The 26443-nt window shown below is 40.1% G+C and carries 25 protein-coding genes and 1 other RNA gene; 14 read left to right on the forward strand and 12 right to left on the reverse strand.

The window, feature by feature from the left end; genetic code table 11:
* The first annotated feature begins 203 nt into the window (after positions 1-203).
* From E0H77_RS11900 to E0H77_RS11915, 4 genes are all read left to right on the forward strand, one after another.
* On the forward strand, positions 204-893 hold the full coding sequence (locus tag E0H77_RS11900; protein WP_131378249.1) for an HAD-IA family hydrolase: 690 nt from the start codon (positions 204-206) through the stop codon (positions 891-893).
* Entirely contained in the window at positions 877-1320 is a 444-nt protein-coding gene (locus tag E0H77_RS11905) for an RNA-binding S4 domain-containing protein (protein WP_131378251.1), read from the forward strand. Before E0H77_RS11900 ends, E0H77_RS11905 begins: the two co-directional genes overlap by 17 nt.
* 143 nt (positions 1321-1463) lie before the next feature.
* Positions 1464-2507 (forward strand): recombinase RecA, encoded by a 1044-nt coding sequence (recA, locus tag E0H77_RS11910; protein ID WP_131378253.1) that lies wholly within the window; start codon positions 1464-1466, stop codon positions 2505-2507.
* Between the two features lie 56 nt (positions 2508-2563).
* On the forward strand, positions 2564-3049 hold the full coding sequence (locus tag E0H77_RS11915; protein ID WP_131378255.1) for a regulatory protein RecX: 486 nt from the start codon (positions 2564-2566) through the stop codon (positions 3047-3049).
* Positions 3050-3058: 9 nt separating this feature from the next.
* Here the strand turns inward: E0H77_RS11915 and ffs are convergent.
* An RNA gene (ffs, locus tag E0H77_RS11920) (signal recognition particle sRNA small type) lies at positions 3059-3155 on the reverse strand.
* A gap of 279 nt (positions 3156-3434) precedes the next feature.
* Between ffs and E0H77_RS11925 the strand changes: the two genes are divergently transcribed.
* Positions 3435-4268 carry a YbgF trimerization domain-containing protein gene (locus tag E0H77_RS11925; protein WP_131378256.1) on the forward strand — a complete coding sequence of 278 codons (834 nt, stop codon included), beginning with the start codon at positions 3435-3437 and terminating at the stop codon, positions 4266-4268.
* Positions 4269-4308: 40 nt separating this feature from the next.
* Here E0H77_RS11925 and dld read toward each other — a convergent pair whose 3' ends face one another.
* The 4 genes from dld to lldP are packed head-to-tail and all read right to left on the reverse strand — an operon-like array spanning position 4309 to position 9628.
* A complete protein-coding gene (dld, locus tag E0H77_RS11930) occupies positions 4309-6006 on the reverse strand; it encodes a D-lactate dehydrogenase (protein ID WP_131378258.1) in 1698 nt (565 codons plus the stop codon).
* 16 nt (positions 6007-6022) lie between these two features.
* Entirely contained in the window at positions 6023-7174 is a 1152-nt protein-coding gene (gene lldD, locus E0H77_RS11935; protein ID WP_131378260.1) for an FMN-dependent L-lactate dehydrogenase LldD, read from the reverse strand.
* Complete coding sequence (gene lldR, locus E0H77_RS11940; RefSeq protein ID WP_131378266.1) at positions 7171-7926, reverse strand: transcriptional regulator LldR; 756 nt, start codon at positions 7924-7926, stop codon at positions 7171-7173. The genes lldD and lldR overlap by 4 nt, the downstream gene beginning before the upstream one ends.
* 34 nt (positions 7927-7960) lie before the next feature.
* Positions 7961-9628: an L-lactate permease gene (gene lldP / locus E0H77_RS11945; protein ID WP_131378269.1), complete on the reverse strand. Its 1668-nt coding sequence runs from the start codon at positions 9626-9628 to the stop codon at positions 7961-7963.
* Positions 9629-10072: 444 nt separating this feature from the next.
* On the opposite strand from lldP, the gene E0H77_RS11950 reads away from it, so the two are divergent.
* Entirely contained in the window at positions 10073-11476 is a 1404-nt protein-coding gene (locus tag E0H77_RS11950; RefSeq protein WP_131378271.1) for a coniferyl aldehyde dehydrogenase, read from the forward strand.
* A gap of 32 nt (positions 11477-11508) precedes the next feature.
* On the opposite strand, the gene E0H77_RS11955 is transcribed toward E0H77_RS11950, so the two are convergent.
* On the reverse strand, positions 11509-12891 hold the full coding sequence (locus E0H77_RS11955) for an aminotransferase-like domain-containing protein (protein ID WP_131378273.1): 1383 nt from the start codon (positions 12889-12891) through the stop codon (positions 11509-11511).
* Positions 12892-13009: 118 nt separating this feature from the next.
* On the opposite strand from E0H77_RS11955, the gene E0H77_RS11960 reads away from it, so the two are divergent.
* The 4 genes from E0H77_RS11960 to accC all read left to right on the forward strand — a co-directional run bounded on the left by E0H77_RS11960 (position 13010) and on the right by accC (position 17010).
* Entirely contained in the window at positions 13010-13879 is an 870-nt protein-coding gene (locus tag E0H77_RS11960; protein ID WP_131378275.1) for a DMT family transporter, read from the forward strand.
* Between the two features lie 843 nt (positions 13880-14722).
* On the forward strand, positions 14723-15172 hold the full coding sequence (aroQ, locus tag E0H77_RS11965; RefSeq protein WP_131314264.1) for a type II 3-dehydroquinate dehydratase: 450 nt from the start codon (positions 14723-14725) through the stop codon (positions 15170-15172).
* A gap of 23 nt (positions 15173-15195) precedes the next feature.
* On the forward strand, positions 15196-15621 hold the full coding sequence (gene accB / locus E0H77_RS11970; RefSeq protein WP_131378277.1) for an acetyl-CoA carboxylase biotin carboxyl carrier protein: 426 nt from the start codon (positions 15196-15198) through the stop codon (positions 15619-15621).
* A gap of 15 nt (positions 15622-15636) precedes the next feature.
* Complete coding sequence (gene accC, locus E0H77_RS11975) at positions 15637-17010, forward strand: acetyl-CoA carboxylase biotin carboxylase subunit (protein ID WP_131378279.1); 1374 nt, start codon at positions 15637-15639, stop codon at positions 17008-17010.
* 602 nt (positions 17011-17612) lie between these two features.
* On the opposite strand, the gene E0H77_RS11980 is transcribed toward accC, so the two are convergent.
* From E0H77_RS11980 to prmB, 3 genes are all read right to left on the reverse strand, one after another.
* The gene (locus E0H77_RS11980; protein ID WP_131378281.1) at positions 17613-17852 is read right to left on the reverse strand and encodes a hypothetical protein; all 240 of its coding nucleotides are present in this window, start codon (positions 17850-17852) and stop codon (positions 17613-17615) included.
* 150 nt (positions 17853-18002) lie between these two features.
* Complete coding sequence (aroC, locus tag E0H77_RS11985; protein WP_131378283.1) at positions 18003-19094, reverse strand: chorismate synthase; 1092 nt, start codon at positions 19092-19094, stop codon at positions 18003-18005.
* Between the two features lie 12 nt (positions 19095-19106).
* Positions 19107-20117, reverse strand: coding sequence for a 50S ribosomal protein L3 N(5)-glutamine methyltransferase (gene prmB, locus E0H77_RS11990; RefSeq protein ID WP_131378285.1), 1011 nt, complete (start codon positions 20115-20117; stop codon positions 19107-19109).
* A 475-nt stretch (positions 20118-20592) separates the two neighbouring features.
* Here prmB and E0H77_RS11995 point away from each other — a divergent pair, with 475 nt between their 5' ends.
* Complete coding sequence (locus E0H77_RS11995; protein WP_131378287.1) at positions 20593-20865, forward strand: DUF3761 domain-containing protein; 273 nt, start codon at positions 20593-20595, stop codon at positions 20863-20865.
* A gap of 147 nt (positions 20866-21012) precedes the next feature.
* On the opposite strand, the gene E0H77_RS12000 is transcribed toward E0H77_RS11995, so the two are convergent.
* The gene (locus E0H77_RS12000) at positions 21013-21381 is read right to left on the reverse strand and encodes a hypothetical protein (RefSeq protein WP_131378289.1); all 369 of its coding nucleotides are present in this window, start codon (positions 21379-21381) and stop codon (positions 21013-21015) included.
* A 281-nt stretch (positions 21382-21662) separates the two neighbouring features.
* Here E0H77_RS12000 and E0H77_RS12005 point away from each other — a divergent pair, with 281 nt between their 5' ends.
* From E0H77_RS12005 to thiM, 3 genes are all read left to right on the forward strand, one after another.
* Positions 21663-21920: a hypothetical protein gene (locus E0H77_RS12005; RefSeq protein ID WP_131378291.1), complete on the forward strand. Its 258-nt coding sequence runs from the start codon at positions 21663-21665 to the stop codon at positions 21918-21920.
* Positions 21921-22085: 165 nt separating this feature from the next.
* Entirely contained in the window at positions 22086-23177 is a 1092-nt protein-coding gene (locus E0H77_RS12010) for a hypothetical protein (protein ID WP_131378304.1), read from the forward strand.
* Positions 23178-23208: 31 nt separating this feature from the next.
* Positions 23209-24027: a hydroxyethylthiazole kinase gene (gene thiM / locus E0H77_RS12015; protein ID WP_131378293.1), complete on the forward strand. Its 819-nt coding sequence runs from the start codon at positions 23209-23211 to the stop codon at positions 24025-24027.
* Between the two features lie 152 nt (positions 24028-24179).
* Here thiM and E0H77_RS12020 read toward each other — a convergent pair whose 3' ends face one another.
* Together E0H77_RS12020 and E0H77_RS12025 are read right to left on the reverse strand one after the other, a co-directional pair.
* A complete protein-coding gene (locus E0H77_RS12020) occupies positions 24180-24545 on the reverse strand; it encodes a 5-carboxymethyl-2-hydroxymuconate Delta-isomerase (protein ID WP_004751980.1) in 366 nt (121 codons plus the stop codon).
* A 13-nt stretch (positions 24546-24558) separates the two neighbouring features.
* Complete coding sequence (locus E0H77_RS12025; protein WP_131378294.1) at positions 24559-26274, reverse strand: AAA family ATPase; 1716 nt, start codon at positions 26272-26274, stop codon at positions 24559-24561.
* Positions 26275-26443: the final 169 nt, after the last annotated feature.

A 26443-nucleotide genomic window follows, 5' to 3' on the forward strand; every position in this document is an offset into this window, starting at 1 on the left:
ATATTAATTTTGTCATAATGAAGTGATATATAATTTCAATTCATGAATATATTTGCTTAAATATACACACGTAACCTTTGGAATACGAAATTCTTAGTTGGATTTTGAGTGTTAAAATTAAAGATAATTCTCTTATTATTCAATAAACTAAAGGTATTTTTATGGAGAGTTACTGAATTTTGAAAGATTTTGAGGATCACTCAATGACTGAAACAGTCTTCATGTTCGATATGGACGGGACTTTACTGGATTTAGCTTTTGATCAGTTTATCTGGAATGAGCATTTACCACAGCATTACGCGACACAGCACCAATGTTCGTTGATAGAAAGTAAAACACGGCTATATGAATTTTACGAGCAGCATCAGCATACGCTTAACTGGTATTCATCCAAATTCTGGTCTGAAGTCGTCGGCAGTGATGTCATGCAATTACAACATCAGTTTCGCCATAAAATTCAACCACGATCTGGTTGTCATGAACTACTTAACGCCTTAAAACAGCATCAGCAAAAATGCTGGATTGTGACCAATGCCGATTGTTCTAGCCTTGCCCTTAAAATGCAAATGACTGGATTAAGTGACTATTTTCAACACATTATCAGTAGTGAAAGTATCGGTTTCCCCAAAGAACATCCTGCATTTTGGTCAACTCTACAACACCGCTACCCTTTCACGCCAGAGCACACCGTATTTATTGATGATACCGTCCACGTACTCGATAGCGCTAAACGCTTTGGAATTCAGCAGCTGTACAGCATTGCCCAACCCTCCAGCCTTGAGCCAGCGCGCGAGAGTGCTACACTAGGTTATCCAGTCATTCAACACTTGCCCGATTTACTGGATTTGTTTTCATTAAATGTATACAAGGATATCCATGACAAAACAGCATGAAACTGCTCCTGCTGATAGCATGCGTGTTGACAAGTGGCTTTGGGTCACACGTTTTTTTAAAACCCGTTCTTTAGCCAAAGCTGCCATCGAAGGTGGTAAAGTCCATCATCAAGGCGAACGGGTCAAAGTTTCCAAAGAAATCAGAGTCGGTATGGAATTGACCATTCAACAAGGCTTTGATAAAAAAACTGTTGTCGTTTTTGCACTTTTGGGAACACGCGGTTCTGCACCGATTGCACAACAACTTTATGAAGAAACAGTGGTTAGTGTTGCTCGCCGAGAACTGATTGCAACCCAGCGAAAAATGAATAACTTAGCAAGACCAGATCATCGTCCCAATAAAAAAGATCGGCGGCAAATTGGTAAATTTAAACAAGAAAATGATCAACATTATGATGAATATTGGTCATATCAGGATGGTGTCTAGCACGACATATTATGTCGCATCATCGTAATTTAACATAGAAAATACAGATTAATTCTGTCACTATGCACCCTGTGGAAACGAGATTGATGAAAGACATCCACTTTAAGTATATAGTGACATTTACATCGTTTTGAGGTTGTAAGATGGATGAGAATAAAAGTAAAGCGCTCAATGCAGCTTTAAGCCAAATTGAAAAACAGTTCGGTAAAAATACTGTGATGCGCCTTGGTGACAACACTGTACAAGCGGTAGAAGCAATTTCAACAGGTTCACTGACTTTAGATATTGCACTGGGCATCGGCGGTTTACCTAAAGGGCGTATTGTCGAGATTTACGGACCAGAATCTTCTGGTAAAACCACCATGACCTTGCAAGCGATTGCACAATGTCAACGTGTAGGTGGCACTTGTGCCTTTATTGATGCCGAGCATGCACTTGACCCTCAATATGCCCGTAAACTTGGGGTAGATATTGACAATCTTCTGGTTTCTCAACCTGACAACGGTGAACAGGCCCTTGAAATTGCAGATATGTTGGTTCGTTCGGGCGCAATCGACCTGATTGTTGTCGACTCCGTCGCTGCACTTACACCACGCGCTGAAATTGAAGGCGAAATGGGTGACTCTCACATGGGTTTACAAGCGCGTTTAATGAGCCAAGCCCTACGTAAAATTACGGGTAACGCCAAACGCTCAAACTGCATGGTAATTTTCATTAACCAGATTCGTATGAAGATTGGAGTCATGTTTGGCAGCCCAGAAACCACAACAGGTGGTAATGCGCTGAAATTCTACGCCTCTGTACGTTTAGACATTCGCCGTATTGGTCAGGTCAAAGAAGGCGATGAGATTATTGGTTCTGAAACCAAAGTCAAAGTCGTGAAAAACAAAATGGCGCCTCCATTTAAAGAAGCATTGTTCCAGATTTTATATGGTAAAGGCGTGAACCAGCTTGGCGAACTCATTGACCTTGCCGTGCAACAAGAAATCATTCAAAAAGCAGGCGCTTGGTATTCTTATCAGGGCAATAAAATTGGTCAGGGTAAAAATAACGTGATTCGTTATTTAGAAGAAAATACCGCAATTGCTCAAGAAGTTGAACGTATAATTCGCGAACAGTTGCTTACAACTACTAATGCACCTGCAAGTCAGGGCAATGAAGAACCAGCAGAACTGATAGAAAGCTAATCTACCCGATAACAAAACGCCCTACGGGGCGTTTTTGATTTTTATGGGAATACCTCATGCCAAACTTCGATACCAATCAGCAAATAAAAAAGACACTAACAGGCGCACGTCTGCGTAGTTATGCTTATGCCTTACTTTGTAAACGTGAATACTCGAAAGCTGAGCTACGCGAAAAATTAAATCGCTATGCTTTAGACCCTGAAGAAGTAGAAAAGTTACTTGAAGAATTTAGCCAGTACCAATATCAGAGTGATCAACGTGTTGCTGAACTTGTTCTGGTAAGCCAAATACGTAAAGGCAAAGGCCCACGGCGAATTTATCAAACCTTACAACAAAAACAGGTGGATCAGGATTATATCCAAGAACAGGTACAGGAAGTTGACTGGCTAGAGCAAGCCTATCAGTTAAAAGTCAAAAAATATGGAATAGAAGTAACAAGAGAGCCAAAGTTACAGGCAAAACAAATTCGTTTTTTGCAGTATCGGGGTTTTGATATGGATGTAATTTTAAAAGCAGTGCGCAGGGAATCGCAAGAGGAATAATGGTGGCAACCCTGCTAGCAAAACTTCGGCACATCATAGATCTGCTACCGTTGCTACCTTCCGGTCCTGGCGGGGTTCACAGAGTACAATTGCGAGGCTACCAGCAGGGCTACCATTGCAAGGACAAGTATAGAGATTTTTGTTTAACATGCAATATGAAAATAAGAGATTTCCATAAAAAGCGATGCGTTTGATTATTAAAGAAACATTTTGATCAATTTCTGACATTTACAAGAAAATTTCTTTGAAAATTCACAGAAGAAATGCTGAAATATTGTAAAGCTTGCTTGCTTTCAACAATGTAAAGTTGATAAATAAACGCTAGAATCTTGTACAAACCTCTTCGGCTTGTCATTCTCATTTCGATTTCTTCAGGTTCTTCATTATGAAGCTTAAAAAGTTAGCGCTTGGATTGCTGGCATGCACAACAACATATGCTGTGTTGGCTGCGCCCATTGAAAATGTATCACTGAGCCAAAACAATAGCAGTGGACCAAGCAACAATACAACAACCAATTCGCCTAGTAGCAACATTCCAACCAATGTCAACTGGGAACTAATGCAACGCGTTGATCAACTTGAAAATCAAGTGCGTAGTTTACGTGGCATTATTGAAGAACAGCAGCACGCTATTGATCAGCAACGCAAAGATTTAGACAATCATTACAATGACCTAGATCAGCGCTTACAATTGCTTCAACAAAAAGTTGATGGCGATGATGGCTCGGCAGCATCCGATACAGCAAGTAGCGAAGCTGCTTCAAGTAACTCGGAAACAGTAACCAGTACTACTCCCTCACCTTCTACCGCAACCAGCACCTCTACAGGAGCACCCCCGGCAAAAAAGCCGTTAAATGAGAAGGATGCCTATACCTTAGCACTCGATGCTTACAAACAAGGTGGTGCTAAACAGGCGATCAAGCCTATGCAGGATTTTATCAAAAAGTATCCCAATAGCATCTATATTGGCAATGCACACTTTTGGCTTGCCGAATTTTATTTAGCGATTGAACCTGCAAATTACACAGAAGCCAAGAAAAATTACGAAGTTGTGTATAAGCAATATCCACAATCTGCCAAAGCATCGCGAGCGTTGTATCAGCTTTATAGTATTGCCAAGAACGTCGATCATAATAGTGTTTCTGCCAATCTATATCGCCAGCAGCTACTTAAACAATATCCAAAATCCGCCGAAGCAGGTTATCTCAAAAAACCATAATAAAAAACCGAGTCTTGACTCGGTTTTTTATAGCTTAATTTTAAGATTTCCAATATTTCAACTTAGAGGTATGCCCGATCCCGACATTAAAACTATTGGTTGGATCAAGTTTCTGGTAATGCTGCTTGAGTGCAGGTTTGGCCACATACAAATGCCCGACATTGTGCTCCGCAGGATACTCTGCTCCACGATGATCGAGCAATTTCCACATCTGATGTTCCATATCTAAAGGATCAACGCCTTTTTTCACAATATAGTCCTGATGGAACACATGACACAAAAAATGCCCATAATACAGCTTGTGAATAATTTTCTGATCCATTTCAGCTGGTAGGGTTTCTAACCACTCACGGTCATTACGGCGCAAGGCGATATCTAACGCTACAATATCTTCAACTTCACTACGATGAGTATCACGATAGCGAATCGCTGCACCCGCTACCGCAAAGCGGTGTAAAAATGCCTTACGACCTTCATCGGCATCACACAAGAAATAGTTGCCTGAAGTATTTTGATTAAAGTAATCAGCTAGAAATTGCTGAACTAGAGCGACATCCTGATCTTCAATGCGTAAAATCAAATGATGTTCATACAAATCACGAAATTGATTCATACGTTTTGGTAAATGATTCGGTAAAAAATGCGTCATCATTTGCAAGGCTTTATCGGTCAAACCACGTACACCAAATTTTTCCAAAAAGCCATCAACCTTGTCTTTCATTGCAAAGGCTTGAGGCACTTTAGCAGTGCCAAATTTTTCAATAAAGACAAAGGTATCTTTACCGTATTTCGCCCCGATATCGTAGGCAACGCGGTGAATATATTCACCTGCAATTGGAATACGCGGCAAATCTTGTAACAAATAACGGCGAATTTCAGTCAGGTCATGGATTGAATTGGAACCGATATAAAATACCTGACTTTTGATTTTTTCAAAGGTGTCTAAACGCACTGCAAACACACAGACTTTCCCTGCCGAACCTGAAGCTTCAAACAGACGACTTGGATCGGCATTGAAACGTGCTGGAGTTTCTTCATCGACCTGACACACATCATGCACATAATGCTGATCGGAAGCACAGCGATGCTCCGAGTTTTCAACATCAGCCGCTTGATAATTGTTTTGCTGTAAGCGTGTCAAGATTTCTTCAGGAGTTTGCCCAAGATTAACCCCCAAGTGATTAACCAGTTCCAGTTTGCCCTGATCATTCACCCGTGCATACAATGCCAACTCGGTATAAGCAGGTCCACGGCGCACCAATGCTCCACCTGAGTTATTACACACACCGCCTAGAACCGAAGCGCCAATACATGATGAGCCAATCACCGAATGCGGCTCACGGTTATACTGCACTAACTCGCGTTCCAAGGCATCAAGTGTTGCACCTGGTAAACAAATCACCTGTTTACCCTGATTGATCACCTGAACACCTGCCAAACGTCGAGTACTAATCAAGACCACTGGACGGTCATAATCTGCACCATACGGCGTTGACCCACCTGTCAGTCCTGTGTTGGCCGCTTGCATAATCACAATACAATCAGCATCCACAGCAGCTTGCAGGACTTGCCACTGCTCTAGCAAGTTCCCAGGCACAACCACTGCCAAGACCTTACCTTCACCAAAGCGGCGTCCCTGACGGTACATGCGGGTATGCTGATCATCTGTCAACACATGCTGTTCACCAACAATGTTTTTTAACTGCTGAATTGTATTGTTATGCTTTGCCTGTGACATGGGAACTCTCTTACTTTTATTTGGCTAGACGATCTAAATTAACAAGACAGTCTGAGTTAATATCCTGAATGCTTTTCGCACCTGTCAACGTCATGGCAACTCGCATTTCCTTATCAATCAGTTCCAGTAAGTTAGATACGCCCTGCCCGCCTTCTGCGCCCAGCGCATAGACAAAAGCACGTCCAAGCATACATAGGTCAGCGCCCATTGCCAGCATACGCACTACATCTAGACCATTACGAATACCTGAATCGACTAAGATTTTCAGATCACCTTTAACCGCATCAGCAATTGCAGGCAAAGCACGCGTGGTTGATAACACACCATCGAGCTGACGACCACCGTGATTGGACACTACAATGCCATCTGCACCAAAACGTACAGCATCTTTAGCATCTTCAGGGTCTAAAATCCCCTTGATGACCATTGGACCATCCCAAAAATCACGAATCCATTCCAGATCTTTCCATGAAATAGATGGGTCAAAGTTAGCACCCAACCAGCCAATATAATCTTCCAAACCTGTTGGCTTGCCTAAGTATTTTGAAATATTACCCAAGTCATGTGGGCGACCCAGCAAACCAACATTCCACGCCCAATGCGGATGTGCAAAAGACTGTAAATAACGGCGCATCGCAGCATTTGGACCACTCAGGCCTGAGTGGGCATCACGGTAACGCGCGCCTGGAACAGGCATATCGACAGTAAACACCAAGGTTGAACAGCCTGCTGCCTTAGCACGTTCCAAAGCATTTTTCATAAAACCACGGTCACGTAGCACATACAACTGAAACCACATTGGGCGCTGAATGGCAGGCGTCACTTCTTCAATTGGGCATACCGATACGGTAGACAAGGTAAATGGAATGCCTTTTTTGTCTGCGGCAACGGCAGCTTGCACCTCACCACGACGCGCATACATCCCTGTCAAACCTACAGGAGACAGTGCCACAGGCATGGACAGCGTTTCATCAAAAATCTTGGTTTCAAGACTCAACTGCGACATATCATTTAACACACGCTGACGCAGCGCAATTTTCGATAAATCTTCTACGTTTCGCTTTAAAGTGTATTCTGCATAAGCGCCGCCATCGATATAGTGAAACAAAAATGGAGGCAAACGACGTCGTGCGGCTTCACGATAGTCACTAGAAGAAGAAATGATCATTTTAAATCGATCCTTTTTAAGCGAGATGAACGTTTAAGACGAGCTTCTGCTTCATCAATCACGCGCACCTGTTGAATAATAAATTCGATATGGTCACACACCGATGAACGCGCCAATTCTGGATCTTGTCGATCAATCGCATCCATTACCTGAAAATGTTGCAAATGAAGTTGCTCAAACTGATGCACGTCGGTATAAATTTTGCGTCGACCTAACACCACATTGTATTGCAGCAGATCAAATAGACTGCGCATCATTTGAGTCAGTACAATATTGTGAGAGGCTTCTGCAATCGCCAAATGAAAATTGGCATCTGATGCTGAAGCTTTATCGGCATCACCAATCGACTGAAAATACAAAACTTGGTCATAAAAATAATGAATCTTGGCACGGTCTTCTTCGGTTGAACGCTGAGCGGCGTACCATGCTGTGCCACCTTCTAAAATCAGGCGAGCTTCCTGAACATCAAAACGATACAAAGGGTCTTGATCAATCAAGTCACTTAATGGTTGGAGAATAAATTGGTCAGACCAATCGCTTTGCGGGCGTTTGGCTAGATACGTTCCTGCACCGACTCGACTGAAAACCACCCCCAAACTTGAGAGCTTTTGCAGTGCTTCACGTAACGATGAACGTGAAACACTCAATTGTTCACACAGTTGACGCTCTGAAGGCAGCCGATCGCCCACCTGCATGCTTTGTTGTTCAATCAAATCATACAAACTTTCTACTACACGATCGGCTATTTTCATCTCATTTTCCTTCGGTCAATCTGCAATCATGGAATCATGGAATCATCCATGGAAAAACATAGGCTTGAAGGGTAATGATAATACCAATCATCACAGTAAATGCGATACTGTGCTTCACTGTGAAGCGGAATAAATCTGACTCTTTACCAACCAGACCAACGGCAGCACACGCAATTGCAATCGACTGTGGTGAAATCATTTTACCTGTCACACCACCAGAAGTATTGGCCGCAACAAGTAACACATCTGGTACACCAATTTGATGTGCTGTAGTGGCTTGCAAAGCACTAAACAACGCGTTAGCAGAGGTATCTGAACCAGTAAGGAACACACCCATCCAACCCAAAAATGGCGAGAAGAAGGTAAATGCATGACCTGTATGCGCCAATGCCAACGCCAATGTTGCCGACATACCCGAATAGTTCGCAATAAATGCGAATGCCAACACCATACCAATTGAGTAAATTGGTGTTTTTAGCTCTTTTACAGTTTCAGCAAAGGTTGCTACAGCTGCTGAAGGACGCATTTTCAATACAATAATCGAAATAATTGCAGCAAAAATAATCGCTGTGCCTGTTGCAGAGAACCAGTCAAATTTAAAAATTGCATCGTAATCTGCTGGTTTTCCAACCACAGGCGGCATTTTTTGTACCAATTGATGCAAGTATGGAACTTTGATTGCGATGATCCAGTCATGCAATGCACCATCTTTGGCAAACAAGCTCTTGAACGGCTTGATACTCCATATAGTGACCATTGCAGTCAAAATCATAAACGGAGACCATGCCTTAAAGATTTGACCCGCTGTATGTTTTTGCTTTTGTTGTTCTAGAACTGCTGCATCAATAATCGTACCATCTTCATTTGAGAAACGGAAAATATGTTTTGGTTTCCAGAACTTAAGTAAAACAGTTAAACTGATCAAAGATGCAATTGCCGCAGTAATATCTGGAAGTTCAGGGCCAACAAAGTTTGAAGTTAGGTATTGTGCCAACGAAAATGCACCACCACCGACCAAAATTGCAGGCCAAGTTTCCTTCACACCGCGCCAGCCATCCATGATTACCATAATCCAGATCAATACGATTGGCACAACAAACGGTAATTGACGACCAACCATTTGGCTAATTTCATGCGTTTCTACACCTGAAACCTGACCCGCCACAATAATTGGAATACCCATTGCACCAAACGCAACTGGTGCAGTGTTCACAATCAAGCATAAGCCTGCCGCATACAGCGGTTTAAAGCCTAAACCCACAAGCAACGCAGCAGTAATTGCAACTGGTGCACCAAAGCCTGCAGCACCTTCAAGGAAGGTACCAAAAGCAAAGCCGACCAACAGCATTTGAAGGCGCTGGTCTTCCGTAATGGACAGAATGCTAGAACGAATCACATCGAACTGCCCTGTTTTTACAGAGACTTTATAAAGGAATACCGCACCAATAATGATCCATGAAATTGGCCAAAGCCCATAAAAGAATCCATAAACAATTGATGCAAAAGCCATACTGGTTGGCATATGGTAGGCAAACAGCGATACCAATAATGCCAAGACAACAGTAATCGTTCCTGCAACGCTACCTTTTAGGCGAAATACAGCGAGTGCAAGAAAGAAGAAAATAATTGGGATCAGAGCGACCAAACTAGATAGCCAGATATTACCAATAGGGTCATAAATTTGTTGCCATTGTTGTAGCATTCTCTTCTCCTTGAAATGCTTCGGCGATACTTATTTGTGAATTCCAGAATGTTTTTTACAAATTGGTACGACCAATTTAAATCAAAAAACACCTATTTGTCCCCAAATAGTAAATAATGCCAACTTAAAGATCAATATTGGTCTGAATATTTTAATAATGGTCTGACCAATATTGTTTTAATTTTCCTGTATTCTCTACAACAATACAGCCTTGTATCGTTTAAATAACACTGATATATCAGAAACATATAAAATGAACGGAACAGGTTGTGATGAAACCGCAAATGCTTTGCGACTTTAGTCTAAGATCATGTTTACAAACCAAAGACTTGCATTTTTTGCTACAAAAAAATCATTGACCGTGAAATGCACAACTTAAATTTTGCAGTTCAGAATTTTCAGTTAACATGAAGTCTGAACGTTGAAGGAACAATACAGAAACTAATGACTGATTCTGCCGAGTATTTAAATCACCTGCTACAACAACAAAAACAGGCTTTTTTAACCACCCAATATCCAAGTTTGCAACAGCGCCGTACGTGGCTTAAACAATTAAAAAGTGTGTTAATTGAACATCAGCAACATATTACTGATGCCATTTCAACAGATTTTGGGCATCGTAGTGCAGATGAAACCCGTTTAGTTGAAATCTTACCGAGTGTGATGGGTATTCAACATACACTCAAACACTTAAAAAAATGGATGAAACCCAGTCACCGTCAGGTCAGCATTCTTTTTCAACCTGCTCAAGCCTATGTGATGTATCAACCACTCGGTATCGTCGGTATTATTGTACCGTGGAATTACCCATTATTTTTAGCCGTTGGTCCATTATGCCAAGCGTTGGCCGCAGGCAATCGGGTCATGCTGAAAATGAGTGAATTTACCCCGCATTTTTCTGCGCTTTTCCAAAAAATAATTGCACAGGTTTTTCCTGAAGATTTAGTTAGCGTCGTAACAGGCGATCATAACGTCGCACAGCAGTTCTCTGCACTGCCCTTTGATCATTTACTTTTTACAGGGGCAACATCAATTGGTCGGCAAGTGATGCGTGCTGCATCAGAGCATTTAACACCTATAACGCTTGAGCTTGGTGGAAAATCTCCAAGTGTGATTGGCAAAGATGCACCGTTAGAGGAGTCTGTCCGTCGTATTGTTTTTGGCAAAACGATTAATGCTGGGCAAACTTGTGTTGCACCTGACTATGTTTTTGTGCCGCAAGATTTATTACAGCCATTTATTGACACTTATATCAAAACCATTCGTCAATTTTACCCCGAGTTATCCAATAATCCTGATTGCACTCAAATTATCAATCAACGCCAGAAACAACGCTTAAAGTTGTATTTAGATGATGCTCAAGCCAAAGGCGCACGAGTGATTTGTATTTACCCTGAAGATGAAGCGCATTTTGGGCATTATCTGGTTTGCGATGTAAATGATGATATGCTTCTGATGCAAAATGAGATTTTTGGTTCAATTTTACCGATTTTGACTTACCAAAATATTGATGAAGTCATGACCTACATCAATCAGCAGCAGCATCGCCCATTAGCACTGTATTATTTTGGTTATGACCAGCAGGAACAAAAGCATTTTTTACAGCATACACATAGTGGTGGTATCTGTTTAAATGAAACCTTGGTACATGTCGCACAGGATGATTTGCCGTTTGGTGGCGTGGGAGCTTCAGGGCTTGGACATTATCATGGACATGAAGGTTTCTTGACCTTTAGTCATGCCAAATCAGTTTTTGTACGCCCAAAATTCAGTTTAATGAAACTGATTTATCCACCATATGGCACATGGTTACAGAAACTGATTTTTCGTTTATTCTTACGCAAATAGTTTGTATAAATTGATAATTTATATCAGTTTAATTATTTAATCGCACGTTGTAATGCCTGATAAATACGCTGATCTGCGGACTGTGCCACATTAAAACGTAAGAACTGTTCAGCAGATTGATGGGTACTAAAAGCATTTCCAGGTGCCAAAATGACACCTTGCAGTAAACATATTTTTGAAATTTCTTTAGCATTACATCCATCGGGTAAGAGACACCACAGAAACATACCAGCTTGAGGAATAACCCAAGGACTAATTCCCAATGGCTGCAGATTTTGTATAGTTTTACTCATCGCCAGTGCTAATTGCTGTTTGAGCCATTCCACATGTTTACGATAAGCATTGTCCGTTAATGCATGATAAATCACCTCTGTATTTAACTGATTATTGTTAAAACAGGTCGCTATTTTTAAATCAATCAATTGCTCAATCCATTGCTGTTGCGTCGCAATATAACCACAGCGCATAGATGCTGAAAGGGTTTTGGAAAAACTTCCAATTTGAATGACCTGAGCAAAACCGTTGAGTGCTGCATAACGCGATGCAGGCACATATTCCAAGTCAGCAAAAATATCATCTTCCACAATAACTAAATCAGTTTGCTCCACCATTTTTAAAATTTGATAAGCAGTGGCTAACGATAATTGTCCGCCCGTTGGGTTATGGATGCCTGAATTAGTAATATAGAGTCGGGGTTTATGCACTAATGCCGCCCGAAACTTTTCAACATCAGGGCCTGTTGCTGTCCAGGGAATTGAAATAACCTTAACCTGATGGGTTTTGAGTAAGGCATGAAAATTGAAATAACAAGGATCATCAACCAGCACAACATCATTTGGGTTTAAAAATAACCGACAAACCAAATCGATTGCATGCGTACCACTATCGGTAAGTAAGATTTGATCGGGATGTGCCACAACACCTGTCATTTGCATACGCTGTACAATTAAATGACGCAGTTCAGCAAAACCCAGAGGCTGACCATAACCGACCAAATGTGAAGTTGTGGAACGCGAAACAACTCTCAACGCTTTTCGGATTAAATCTTCTGGCATCCAGTGTTCAGGTAGCCAACCACAACCTGGTTTTAAATGGGTTGAATTGGCTTCTAAAGACTGCCGAGAAATCCATAAAGGATCGACTTCTCGATCTAAACGTGGGGCAATTGCGGTAAAAGCATAGGATGCCCGAACCCCTGTCACAAAATACCCTGCACCAGCTCTCGCTTCAATACGCTGCTCCGTCACTAACCGCGCATAAGCCTCTATGACTGTTGAAATGGAAACTTCTAACTGCTGAGCCAGTTGCCTGAGCGAAGGTAATCGCGCTCCAGCAACCAAAACCCGATCATCAATTTGTTGTTGAATAAAAGCTATAACACGTTCTATTTTGCTCGATGGTGCTAATTTTTTCATAACAGTTTTATTTTTCACACCCTAACAGTTTGGTTAAATTGTATTGCTTTGTAGCTGTTTCAACAAGTCAGTGGCCTCTACTCTCTATAAATGAAATAAGTCTATGGGGAGAGTAAACATGTTGAATATTTCACGTGGCTGGTTAAGTGGTTTATGCGGTGTCTGTATTTTTGCAGGTTCTTTGCCTGCAACCCGTTTGGCGGTAACAGGCTTTAGCGCTGAATTCCTAACTTCAATTCGTGCCCTAATTGCAGGCATACTGGCTTTATGCACGGTACTCTGCATGAAGCAGCGCTTACCTTCTATTACTCAGTTCAAATCACTAATTGTGGTTGCAGTTGGGGTCGTACTGGGCTTTCCTTTATTTACAGCATTGGCACTCAAGCAGATGAATGCCGCTTACTCCATTGTATTTATTGGCTTGCTGCCTTTAGCGACGGCTATTTTTGCAATCTTACGCGGTGAAAAACGACCACAGCATAAATTTTGGCTATTTGCCGTGCTAGGGAGCAGCAGCATTATTGCTTTTATTTACATGTCACCTCAGGAACAACATCCTCTTTCTGCCGATATGTACATGCTGATCGCAATTTTACTTTGTGGTTTAGGCTATGCGGAAGGTGGGCGATTATCGAGAGATTTGGGCGGTTTACAGGTTATTTCTTGGGCACTCATCTTAACCCTACCCTTTATGCTATTTGCTAGCTTTTATTATTTCCCTGAAAACTTTAGCCATGTCACATTGAGCGCATCTTTAGGATTGTTGTATGTTTCAGTGTTCAGCATGTTTATTGGTTTTATTTTTTGGTATCACGGCTTAGCCACAGGCGGTGTGGTTGCTGTTGGTCAGTTACAGTTGTTACAACCTTTTTTGGGTCTGGGCTTAGCGGCAATTCTTTTGCATGAGCCTGTAGGCTGGTCGATGTTTCTCACCAGTTTGTTGGTGGTTGGCTGTGTAAGCTATGCCAAAAAATTCTCAGTCCGTTAAAAACTTGCTAAATGCAGACAGCATAAACAATGTGCTTGTCTGTAATTACGTATCAAAATATGAAATAAGTCATCTATCCATAATCTACGCTTTCATTTTACCCCCTACTATAAAATAGGGTTGTAATAGCTTAAAACATCAGAAAATCAGCTATATATTTAAATCAACTATCAATTAATTCAATATAGGAACTTAACTTGGCACAGATGTAACAACTTATTGCGTATTCTATAAGCAGTTACATTACCTTTTTATTCTATAGCCTTTGCCAATCTGAACAAAATGGTCAATGCCTTTTACTGTTCTTTGCAAATTCCACTCAAAGAAAACCAAACTATGTACAGTTTTTTATTCAATCTACACACATCCAAGGTAATAAAACTTAGGCTATTTAAGAAAAATATGTCATATATTGACCATCATTCATCTCAATAATTTTTCAAAAATCCCTGTATTTATTATTTAAATTATTTATTTAAATTCATGTGTTTAAATAAAATTATCAAGAAATTTAGCTAGCATCTTCAACCTACATGTTTTTATAATTTTATTATAAAAACATCCATTCCAATTGCTTTTATTTAGTGGTAGTGTAAGCAGCAACCAGACCAAGCAAAATTTAAGAAAAACTGCCCATACAAGCAAGTTTCAAGTTTTAAAAATGGAACTTTTTAACATTGTTAATTTTCCCAAAAATTTACAAGATATACGCATAATTTGATTTGTTTATTCTGTATAGATAAGTACAACTTACAAAATAATTACAGAATTCAAAGCAGAAATCCACCAACTTTGTAAAGATCTTGCAGAAAATGACTGCAATTTCAGCTTGGAGTGAACTATATGACTTCACGTATTTTGGTCATTCATGGGCCAAATTTAAATTTGCTCGGAAAGCGCGAACCTGAAGTATATGGGCACCTCACCTTAAATGACATCAACCAAAGCCTGATTGAACAAGCCAAACAACAAGATTGCGATTTAGATACTTTTCAAAGCAACCATGAAGGTGCAATTGTCGACCGTATTCATTTAGCACAAGAACAAGCTGTGCAATTTATTATCATTAACCCTGCGGCATACACCCACACTTCTGTGGCACTACGTGATGCATTGCTTGGGGTCAATATTCCATTTATTGAAGTGCATTTGTCTAATGTGCATGCCCGCGAAACCTTTCGCCACCATTCATACCTGAGCGACAAAGCTGTGGGCGTGATTTGTGGCTTAGGTGCAAAAGGCTATCACTTTGCACTCAATTATGCTGTTTCTAAGCTTCAACCTTCTCATTAATCTTCATAAGGAATACGAAAACCATGGATATTCGTAAAATCAAAAAGCTCATCGATTTGATGATTGAATCTGATCTTCACGCAATTGAAGTAAAAGAAGGTGATCAATCGATTGCTTTAACCCGCCGCAGCCCAGCACCAATTCAAATGGGTGTTGCTGCAATGCCTGCTCCTTCTGCTGAAGCATCTGCACCAAAATCTAAAACACCACGTGGCATTGTTGAAACTTCACCAATGGTTGGTGTTTATTATGCTGCTCCAAGTCCAGGCGAAGCACCATTTGTTCAAGTCGGTCAAACTATTTCTGCTGGCGATACTTTAGGTATTATCGAAGCAATGAAAATTATGAACCCGATTGAAGCAACTCAAAGCGGCGTGATTGAAGAAATCTTGGTAAAAAATGGCGAAGTGATTGAGTTTGGTCAACCATTATTCCGTTACCGCGCATAATTACAGGGACTCACAATGTTGCAAAAAGTACTGATTGCAAACCGTGGTGAGATCGCCTTGCGAATCACCCGCGCTTGTAAAGCTCTAGGGATTAAAACCGTTGGAGTCTATTCTAGCGCTGATAAAGACTTGATGCATTTGCGTTTTGTCGATGAAGCTGTATGTATTGGTCCAGGTTCAACAAGCGAAAGTTATTTAAATATTCCAGCATTATTAACTGCTGCTGAAATTACAGGTGCAGATGCCATCCACCCTGGTTATGGCTTCTTGTCTGAAAATGCTGAATTTGCCGAAATGGTCGAAACTTCAGGCTATGTGTTTATCGGCCCACGCCCAGAGCATATTCGCCTCATGGGGAACAAAGTTTCCGCAATTACGGCAATGCGTAAAGCTGGCGTACCGACTGTACCAGGCTCACAGCATGCGGTAACCCCAGCCAATGCAAAAGAAGAAGCAGCTAAAATCGGTTTCCCACTGATTGTTAAAGCAGCTTCAGGTGGTGGTGGCCGTGGTATGCGTATTGTTGAACGCATCGACACTTTGCTTGAGTCTGTACAAGCAGCTCAACGTGATGCTGAAATGTGGTTTGGTGATGATACGGTCTATATGGAACGTTTCTTACAAACACCTCGTCACGTTGAAGTTCAAATCTTGGCAGATGGTAATGGTCATGCCATTCACCTATATGACCGTGACTGTTCTTTACAACGTCGTCACCAAAAAGTTCTTGAAGAAGCGCCAGCACCAGACTTGCCAGAACAAGCACGTGCAGACATTCTTGAAGCATGTGTGCATGCGTGTAAGCTCATGCAATACCGTGGTGCAGGAACATTCGAATTCTTGTTTGAAGATGGTGAGTTCTTCTTTATTGAGATGAATACCCGTGTTCAAGTAGAGCACCCTGTCACTGAAATGGTAACAGGTGTTGACATTATCGAACAACAAATCCGTATTGCTTCTGGTTTAGGTTTGAATCTTGAGCAAAAAGATATTGAAGTTCGTGGTCACGCGATGGAATGCCGTATCAATGCTGAAGATCCAACAACATTCTTGCCATCTCCAGGTCGTATTGAGCATTTCTATGCGCCAGGCGGTGCAGGTATCCGTCTAGATTCTCATATCTACTCAGGTTACAGCATTCCGCCGTATTATGACTCCATGATTGCAAAATTGATTGCGCATGGTAAAGATCGTAATACAGCGATTGCACGCATGAAACAGGCGTTAGATGAGATGATTCTAACAGGCGTGAGAACCAATATTCCATTGCATAAAGATTTAATCTTACAAGATAAAGATTTCTGTGAAACAGCAATGGATATTCACTATCTTGAGACTCATTTGCTAAAGCAACTTGAGCCTGCAACAGAAGAAAAGAAACCTGCTTAATGAGTTAATTCTTATTTCAGTTAAAACGCCTGATGAACTTCATCGGGCGTTTTATTTTAAGCAAGTAAATTCCATAAGATATTATAAGTGATCTACTGATAGATCATGTCCATCTTTCAACGGTCACAGTCAATTAAAAGCAGAATGGTGATCGTGTTAGATTTTTAATTGTTGACTCTATAACACTCAACAAATTTAGTCCGTTTAGGAAATATTAACTTATTTTAAGAATGCGATGCATAAGGCACAAAAGCAGCGTTGTCTTCGCTTTTTTTGATTTGGACAATTTCAAAAATAAATCAGCAAAACTACTGAGATATCTGTACACTATCAATTAGTTAGAAATAATCTTCTACGATTTCATTTTCCATTACCCTTCACCAAATACAGTAAGGCTTCTAGAAATTAAAGCTTATTTCAAAAGTTATATATGTCAAATATTGCTTTTTCAGAACAAAGTCTCAAATTTTCCTAAACCAACCTCGCATTTTTACCACAGCTAAAAGTTGAGTTTAACGAGATAAATCAGTAACAAGCCAGCTTCAATTTGAATCATGTCACACTTGTGTATTTTCAGCGTTTAAGTCAGCGCCACCACAGACTTAAGCGTCAGCAACTGCAATTACCTTGACAATAATCGTTTGAGATTCCTCAAAGTCATCAAATACCTGTTTACGCGTTAATTCTTTAGATTTCACTTTAAACTGTAAATTTTGAAACTGGATATGGCTAGGAATACGCTCAAAATAATCACTTGTTTCCTCAAGTTCTTCTTCAAAAAGCGCATGACCCAACTGGTAATCTTTACTTTTTAACGCAATATATTTCACTATAGTTTTCATTGTCTTCGACTCATTTCCTTTAGGCTTTATTTTTGTTTTAACAGGTTTAAATAAGAAATGAAACGCTATTTATGTATAAATCGCCTGAATAAATAGCACTTAAAAAAAATGGCCTCATATTTATGAAGCCATCCAGATTTTGCTGATTTTTTAAGGTGCAATAGGCGAAAATGGTGCAACTACATCGGCATTTTGCGCACGATGACGCAAGAAATGATCCATCAATACAATTGCAAGCATTGCTTCTGCAATCGGAGTTGCTCGAACACCAACGCAAGGGTCATGACGACCTTTGGTTAAGACATCAGTATCTTCACGGTTTAAGTTGATGGTTTTTCCTGGGGTAGTAATACTCGCAGTTGGCTTGAGTGCAATCGCCACGCGAATATCTTGACCACTTGAAATTCCACCTAAAATTCCACCTGCATGATTTGCCAAGAAACCTTGCGAAGTCAATTCATCACGAGTTTCATGACCAAACTGCCCTGCAACAGCAAAACCATCACCAATTTCTACGCCTTTGACAGCATTAATGCTCATCATGGCATGTGCGATATCGGCATCTAAACGATCAAATACAGGCTCACCCCAACCGACGGGTACATTTTCAGCTAAAATTTCCAGTTTTGCACCACAGCTTGTTCCTTGCTCACGCAGTGATGTGACAAGCTGTTCAAAACGAGGAACAGCATCGATATCGCCACAGAAAAATGGGTTATTTGGAACTTCATTCCAGTCCAGTTTTTCTGCAACTTCTGTACCGATTTGGGTAACATGCCCACGAATGACAATGCCAAACTTCTCAGCCAAATATTTTTTAGCAATTGCACCTGCAGCTACACGCATTGCGGTTTCACGGGCACTTGAACGTCCACCGCCACGGTAGTCACGGAAACCATATTTTTGTGTATAGGTATAGTCAGCATGTCCTGGGCGGAAAGTCTGCGCAATGTTACCGTAATCTTTTGACTTTTGATCGGTATTGCGAATCAATAAACCAATTGATGTGCCTGTAGTTTTACCTTCAAAAACACCCGAAATAATTTCAACTTGGTCAGGCTCTTTACGCTGAGTCGCAAATTTTGATGTGCCTGGTTTACGACGATCAAGGTCTTTTTGTAAATCTTCCTCAACCAATTCAAGACCTGGTGGTACGCCATCAACAATTGCCATTAAGCCAACACCGTGCGACTCACCACAGGTCGTCACACGAAAAAGTTGCCCAATACTATTTCCTGCCATAATGACAATTCCTTATGCATTTACTGAATCTTGAAATAATTGTTGATGTTGACGACATTGTGCAGCTGTCAAAGCAAAAATACCTGAACCACCTTTTTGAAATTTTAACCAGTGGAAATCAACTGTATTGAAATTCTGACGCATTGCCCATTCAGAATTACCCACTTCAATCACAATGAGACCATCTTCAGTTAAATAGTCTGCGGCTTGTGCCAACATTTTACGTACTAAATCTAAACCATCTTGACCTGCGGCAAGCGCCAGTTCTGGCTCATGCAAAAATTCTTCAGGTAAATCCGCCATATCTTCAGCATCCACATATGGTGGATTGCTGATGATAAGATCATATTTATTTTCTGAAGGAATTTTAGAAAATAAATCTGACTCTAACAATGCAACCTGATATTGCATGTTGTGATGTTCAGCATTAATTGCGGCCACTTCAAGTGCTTCACGCGAGATATCGGTTGCATCAACTTCCGCTTCTGGGTAAGCATATGCCAGTGCAATCGCGATACAGCCTGAACCTGTACACATGTCTAAAATACGACGTGGTGTTTGAGGCTGTGTATTTTCTGGCAAATCATTTAATGCTTCACGCATTTGTCCATTTTCATCTAAACAGTATGGCGCAAAGCGCTGTTCGATGAGTTCTGCAATTGGTGAACGTGGAATGAGAACGCGTTCATCGACATAAAATGGTTTACCAAAAAAATAAGAAAGGTTTAATAAATATGAAGTTGGGACGCGTTCATTAATACGGCGTTCCAAAAGACTTAAAAATTCTGCTTTTTCACTTGGTAGTAGTTTTGCATCGAGAATTTCGTTGTCTGCCGCCCAGTCTAAAGACAATGTTTGCAGCACCAATGCCGAGCTTTCTGCAAAAAAGTCTTCTGTACCTTGTCCTAAATGAGCATCGTATTGACGCAGTGCTGTGACCCCAAAGCGAATAAAATCACGAATCGTGCTTAAGTTTTCAGCCGCTTCATTCAAACTTTCAGGGCTAATCGTCAATCGCTCCACTCAGAACTCCAAATCTATAAATTTATATGCTCGGTATTCTACCCTGTTTTAGCTTGATTTTTAATGCCTGTACGATGTTTAAACCTTTTCAGATTTGAATAGAAATGAATTTTGCATCGTTTTTGCTTTGGCAGATGAATGATTTTGACCCAATATTTTTAAGATTCTTTAACAGTTTAATAAAATCAATCAGTTATAACTTAGCTAAAAAATTTGGGTATTTCTTTACTTTTAGAGTTTAAGCTACTGTTATTTCTGATCTTGTTGTAATATTTTTATTGTTCACTACCATATAGGCAGCTTAAAAACCCACTGATATAAGTATCTCCACAGAGAGAATCAAAAAACTGATTTTTTAATTTTTACTTATGCATATTTATTTCATTTTGTATAAATTACGACCATTTTTTTGTTTACAAACTTTAAAATAAGGAAGATTATTTTTAGAGTCCTGACAAAGACCTGCATCCTTATTATGAAATATATTTCTTTATTATTCATTGTATTATTCACGACAACAGCATTTGCTAAAAATGTTCCTTATAGCGAACCCAATGAGCAAAACCTCGTTGAACATCATCACTATCGTAATGTAAATGGTCGTGTTGTCCATTCACCAGCCCATAGTGAAAATGGTAAACGCCCAAATAGAGCTTCTGCAAAATGTCGTGATGGCTCATACAGCTTTAGCAAACACCATCGCGGAACATGTTCACGACATCATGGTGTAGCAGCTTGGTACAAGTAAATTAAAAAACTCATAAGCTCTGAATCTGCAATTTCTCATTAACAAGATCGGTTCGCTCGCATAACATAAATGCTTTAGAACACTACATACAAAACCTACTTTAATCTTAATTAAAGCAGGCTAGATTCAAACGAAGAAATCAAATTGTTAGATCTGATTGTGCTGACAAGAAGTTAAAACAAGTTGACGCAACTCTGCAATCTTTGCTTTTTTGGCAGAATTACTACTTTCCACAGGTTGACGTGATGCTTTTAAAGCGAGTGCTGCATAAAATTGAGCAAGCGCGTGCTGATCATTAGTTACGGCATTTTTTTGCATCGCAGCAGCCGTTTGCACCATTTCAACAAACTCTTTTCCACTCTGACGCTCAGTCATCACTTGAGCTGCTATTTCAGATTTTTCTTGACAATTTTTCCCAATACTCTGTTTCAATTCAGCATTTAATTCCGCATAACTACTTTTACAGCAGAATAAAATTATTATTCCACACGTGATTTTTTTGAAAGTAGTCAACATAGATTCAATCCTATTTTATTGTTAAGCATTCGGTTGCCTATCATAATGGATATTATATATTTTTTGACTGTCATAAAATAACCAATTGAAATTTATACCAATAAAGCACAAGAAAAATAAAATCAACGGGTAAAAGCAGCTTAATATATTTACTTACATTCAAAAAATAATCTTGACATTTGTAATTACTATACTTTTCGCATTCTTACATTTCTTCACGTGGCAATCCAGATAATTTATGTCAAAGTAGAATGAGCTTCTCTTTAAGGAGGTCAGCGACAATGACGATTAAAGACCAAATCTACCGTGCCGGAAACCTCAAAGCCTTACACTGCTTACATAAAGCAGGTATTCAGCATCAGGTGATTGCCCTATTTATGACCAGTGAAGGGCTTTCTCTCAACGAGCAAGATGTGACTTTACTTATCAATCTGTATGATGACTGTGGCAAAGTCAAAGTACCGCAAAAAAAAGTTCAAGCCATGATTGTTGCCAAAAAACTTGGACAATATGACGACAGTTTCCCTTGCCCCGTATAATCCCCCTCTAGAGCCAGTCTATGACTGGCTTTTTTTCGCATATTTTTTATGACAGGCGGTGTATAATTTCAGGTTCAGCTATTATTTGAATGGATCATTGCCTTGTTTCAGGTTTTAAATAAACAACTCGATGCCAGCACACTTTGCCCGCTCTGTCATGCTGCTATGTTTTGGGTAGACGCTGAACAGTTTGATCAAGACATTCAATTCCATCAATGCAGTCACTGTGAACATAGAGTCTTTCCAAAAGGCGACTTTACCTGTCACTGTGTGCGCTGTAGTCAGCAGCGTAAAAAAATTCTTAAGGAAACCCGCCAACAAGAACTACAAAAATATCGCAAAAAAGACCTTGTCGTACCATCGCTAGATCAATTGAGTTTTTTACAAAAACTATTTTTACTCGCATTACTTGATGATTATGTTCGGGAAGACTCCCAGCACGATGAATATATTCACTGGGAAAAAATTAAGTTTTCAAATATTTCTCCAAGCTATCATTTTCAGCAACAAGTAGTTAAACAATTACAAAAAGAACACGTTTTCTCTGCCACAACAGCCTGTGATGAACCTTCTACATTTTATTTAAATGTCCGTTTAGATGGTTATAGCGAACCAAGCCTGTTTAGTATTACGCAGCAACTACGCAATTGGTTCTATTTTAATTTGACGCTGGGCATTCCATTTAAAAGCAGCGATGAAGTGAAAGCTGTACTTTATGATTTGTTATATCAAGAGGTTATACAATTTATTCAATCCATCTGTAAGATGTGGCAAGTACAGTTTACTTCGCATGCGTCTTTTCAACAGTTATGTTATCGCTTGTTAGAAAGCCTTTCCGTTGAACAGATTTTCTATTTGGCACATACGGCACTCTTGTATTTACATGAACAAAAAGCTTTGGAAGCACGCAATGATGGATTTATTAATACACACCGTTTGAAAAAAACCATCACCCAATATCGTGAACGCGCGATTGCTGAAAAATGGGAAACGCCAAGTTTTCCACGACCTGAACATTTGCCGATGAGCAAAATGAGTCAGATTTTGTATTTCCGTTTTCTCAATTATGACCAACGTATTTTTAGTCAGCCGATTTGGCATCTCTGGAAAAAAATCCAGCCTCGCCTAAATTTTTACTCTGACAAACGCTGTATGCACTGCGGTTCAAATGAACTGGATGTCGAATATGATGCAGGAGATTATGTGACCCTGACCTGCCGCAAATGTCAGCATCAGGATCATTATTTTACTCATTAAATAAATACCAAGAAATTCACAGGACATTTTTATGCTTGAACGTGCATTTTTAATTGAACAAGTGATTGAAGCTTGGCAAAAATTACAGGCAAACTCCCCATTGGTACAATGTATTACCAATCAAGTTGCCAGCAACTATGCTGCAAATGTCTTGCTCGCCTGTGGCGCATCACCTGCCATGATTGATAACCCGTTTGAAGCCGAAAGTTTTACTCAAATTAGCTCAGCGCTTAGTATTAATTTGGGCACACCGACTGAACAACAAATGCAGGCCATGCAAATTTCTGCAAAAACTGCTCAGCAGCATCAAAAACCGTGGGTGCTTGACCCTGTCGGCTACAGTTCAATTTTAAAATGGCGTAGTGACATGACCGACGCCCTACTGCAATATCACCCAACAGTCATTCGTGGCAATGCATCCGAAATCAGCACCTTGGCAGGAAACCAGAGTTCGTCTAAAGGTGTCGATAGCACGCTCAGTAGTGATGCTGTGTATTTACAAGCTAAAAATTTATTGCAGTATTGTAACTGTGTAGCCATTTCTGGGGAAAGCGATTACATCTTAAGTCACGCATTTTCTCAAGTGATTAAAATCAATGGTGGCTCAGCCTTACAGCCAAAAATTACAGCTACAGGCTGTGCTTTAGGTACGCTGATCGCGGCTTACACTGCGGTTGCTACGCCAGCGATTGCCAGTATAGCTGCCCATGTACACTTTGCGATTGCAGGTAAACTGGCATTTGAACGTGCACCGCTCGTTGGGCAGTTTGCTGTAGCATTTATGGATGAATTGTTTAGTTTGAATGCTGAGAAAATTGTTCAATATGCGGATATTGAATTATTAGACTAGAAAACTGAGTAGTATATCGCAGTACAGATCTTACTCGCGGATAGTCGCTATTTGTTATCTAAGTGGCAGTATTCTTGTTGTTTTAGGGCTTCATTTCGCCATTTTATAAAGACTAAAAAACAAAGGGTGGAGGACAGTCTCCACCCTATTGGTTAATATTGAATACTTTGTTTCGCATACTGATTTTGTGGCATTTCCAAAATTTCTGCACACACCTGCACCGATAGTGTATAAGCTTCATAATCTTTAAAACTCAGCAAAGCCTGTAGCAAAATCTGACTCAGTTGCTGTTTTTGTTCCTCGGTCCGCCCACTTAACACCGATAATTGTGCATGAATATAACCTTGAGTATCATCATTGTCCCCAATCACAAATACTTCGTCTTTATGGATACGTGATTTCAGGTCTTTCGCTTGAAATAACCCTGTTGCGATCAGTTGATGATTCACATGTTTAAGCAGTTTTTCCTGACTTAAATTATGGATATTACGTGAATATCCAATCACTAAATGTGGCATACGCTTGTCCTTTTTATTCGATAAAGAGTAAGGCTAATCTTACTTGATCATAGCCCATTTTCGGTTGGGTTGCTTCAACAATTGGACGCAACTTAATCGAACCATCTTCATTAAAGTTTTCAGCACGTTGCGCTTTTTTCAAGCGTTTATAAATCTTACGGACTTGCTCAATCACATCATCACCAGGATGCGCCACAGAAATATCAAGCCCCTGCTCTTTATGCAAGCGAGCCAAATGGTTAATAATCGTGGCAGGCGTCAAGCCACGTTCCTGTGCAATATCAGTAATTTCATAACCATTTTCAAACAGTTCTTTGGTTTCTTCCAACGTGTTGTTGGCATAAGCATTTTTATCGGCATTTTTTGCAAATTTACGCTCATTGCGTGCAATTTCGCTGGGATTGAGTGTACCACCACAGTGTCGGATAAATGTTTGATGCTGCGCACTCAAATCAATATTGGCAAAATGCTGCTCAGCCTCTTCTGAAAGCTCCTGAAAACGACGGTCTGCTTTTATGGCTAAACTGTCGAGTTCCAATGCCTGATCGTTAAAACCTGTTAAACGTAAGCCTTCTAAAGATTTCAAGCGGGACAATGCCACATAACCCTGACCTTTTTCAAAGGTATGACTCAGGTTAATTTCCGCAGCTTCTAACGTCATGCCCTGACTTTTATGGATGGTAATTGCCCATGCCAAACGCAGTGGAATTTGCTGAAAACTAGCAATCACCTTGCCTGCATCATTTTCAACTGACCAAGTTTCAGGCTCGACCAAAAGCACTGAACCATCGCTCAGTTGAACTTTAGGTAATAAACCATGTTCATCGTCTTCTTCAAAACCAATGACTTCACCCAAGCTGCCATTGATATAACCCATATCAAAATTATTTTTAACAAACATGACTTTAGCATGTTTTTTTAAAGTGAGTTCTTCTGGAGCACGCACAGAAGATTTTAAAGTTTCAAGCAGTTTTTCATTACCATCCAACACCGCATTAAACTGGTGACTTTCGCCATCAATCGCATTTAAATGTTGAAAGTTCAAGTTATCAACGTCCAAATTATGCGTGTACAAACGAGTAAAAGTTTCGCCAATATCTTGCTGGCGTACACTGGTCAAGGCTTGTATATGATTATGCTGTAAATCCTGCGCCCGAATCGCATTTAAAATCTGATTTAAAGTTTCATCATCCTGGCGATGCTGCTCTGTCAAATAGCAAACCCGAAATTTTGCTTCAACCCAAGCCTCTGACATAAAACAGAATTTATCACGGTTACGTTCTTCACTTTTACTGACAGGTGGTAACTGGAAAAAATCTCCCGCAACTACGACCTGTATACCACCAAATGCTTCGTCACTTTCTTTAAAATATTTTAAAACCTGATTGACCAAATTTAACTGTTTGGCATGTAACATCGAAATTTCATCAATAATCAGCACCTGCGTATTTTCCAGATGCTCTTTGAGATATTTACGCTCTTTCATACGCTTTAGGTCATCATCGCTCAGCGCATCTTTAATCCCAATACCTGCCCAAGTATGAATGGTCATACCGTTCATATGGGTTGCTGCAATGCCTGTCGATGCAGTAATAGCAACAGGTACTTTTCTTATTTTAAGATATTGAATATATTGATTAAGTGTATAAGTTTTACCTGCACCAGCCGAACCCGTTAAAAAAACATTTTCGCCTGCTTTTAAAAGTTTCAGCGCCGTCTCTTGTTTCATAAGCCCATCAAAATTTCAACAATCTGGCATAGCTTAACCAGTTTCCGAAAATAAGGGAAATATCAGACTAAAAAACACAATTTCTTAGTTTAAAAAATCCATTAAAAATCTGAGTTTTTTACTCAGTTTTTTGAAACAAATAAAAATAAAATCATTCAATATTAAAGAT

This window comes from Acinetobacter brisouioides (assembly GCF_004331075.1).
GTDB lineage: Bacteria > Pseudomonadota > Gammaproteobacteria > Pseudomonadales > Moraxellaceae > Acinetobacter.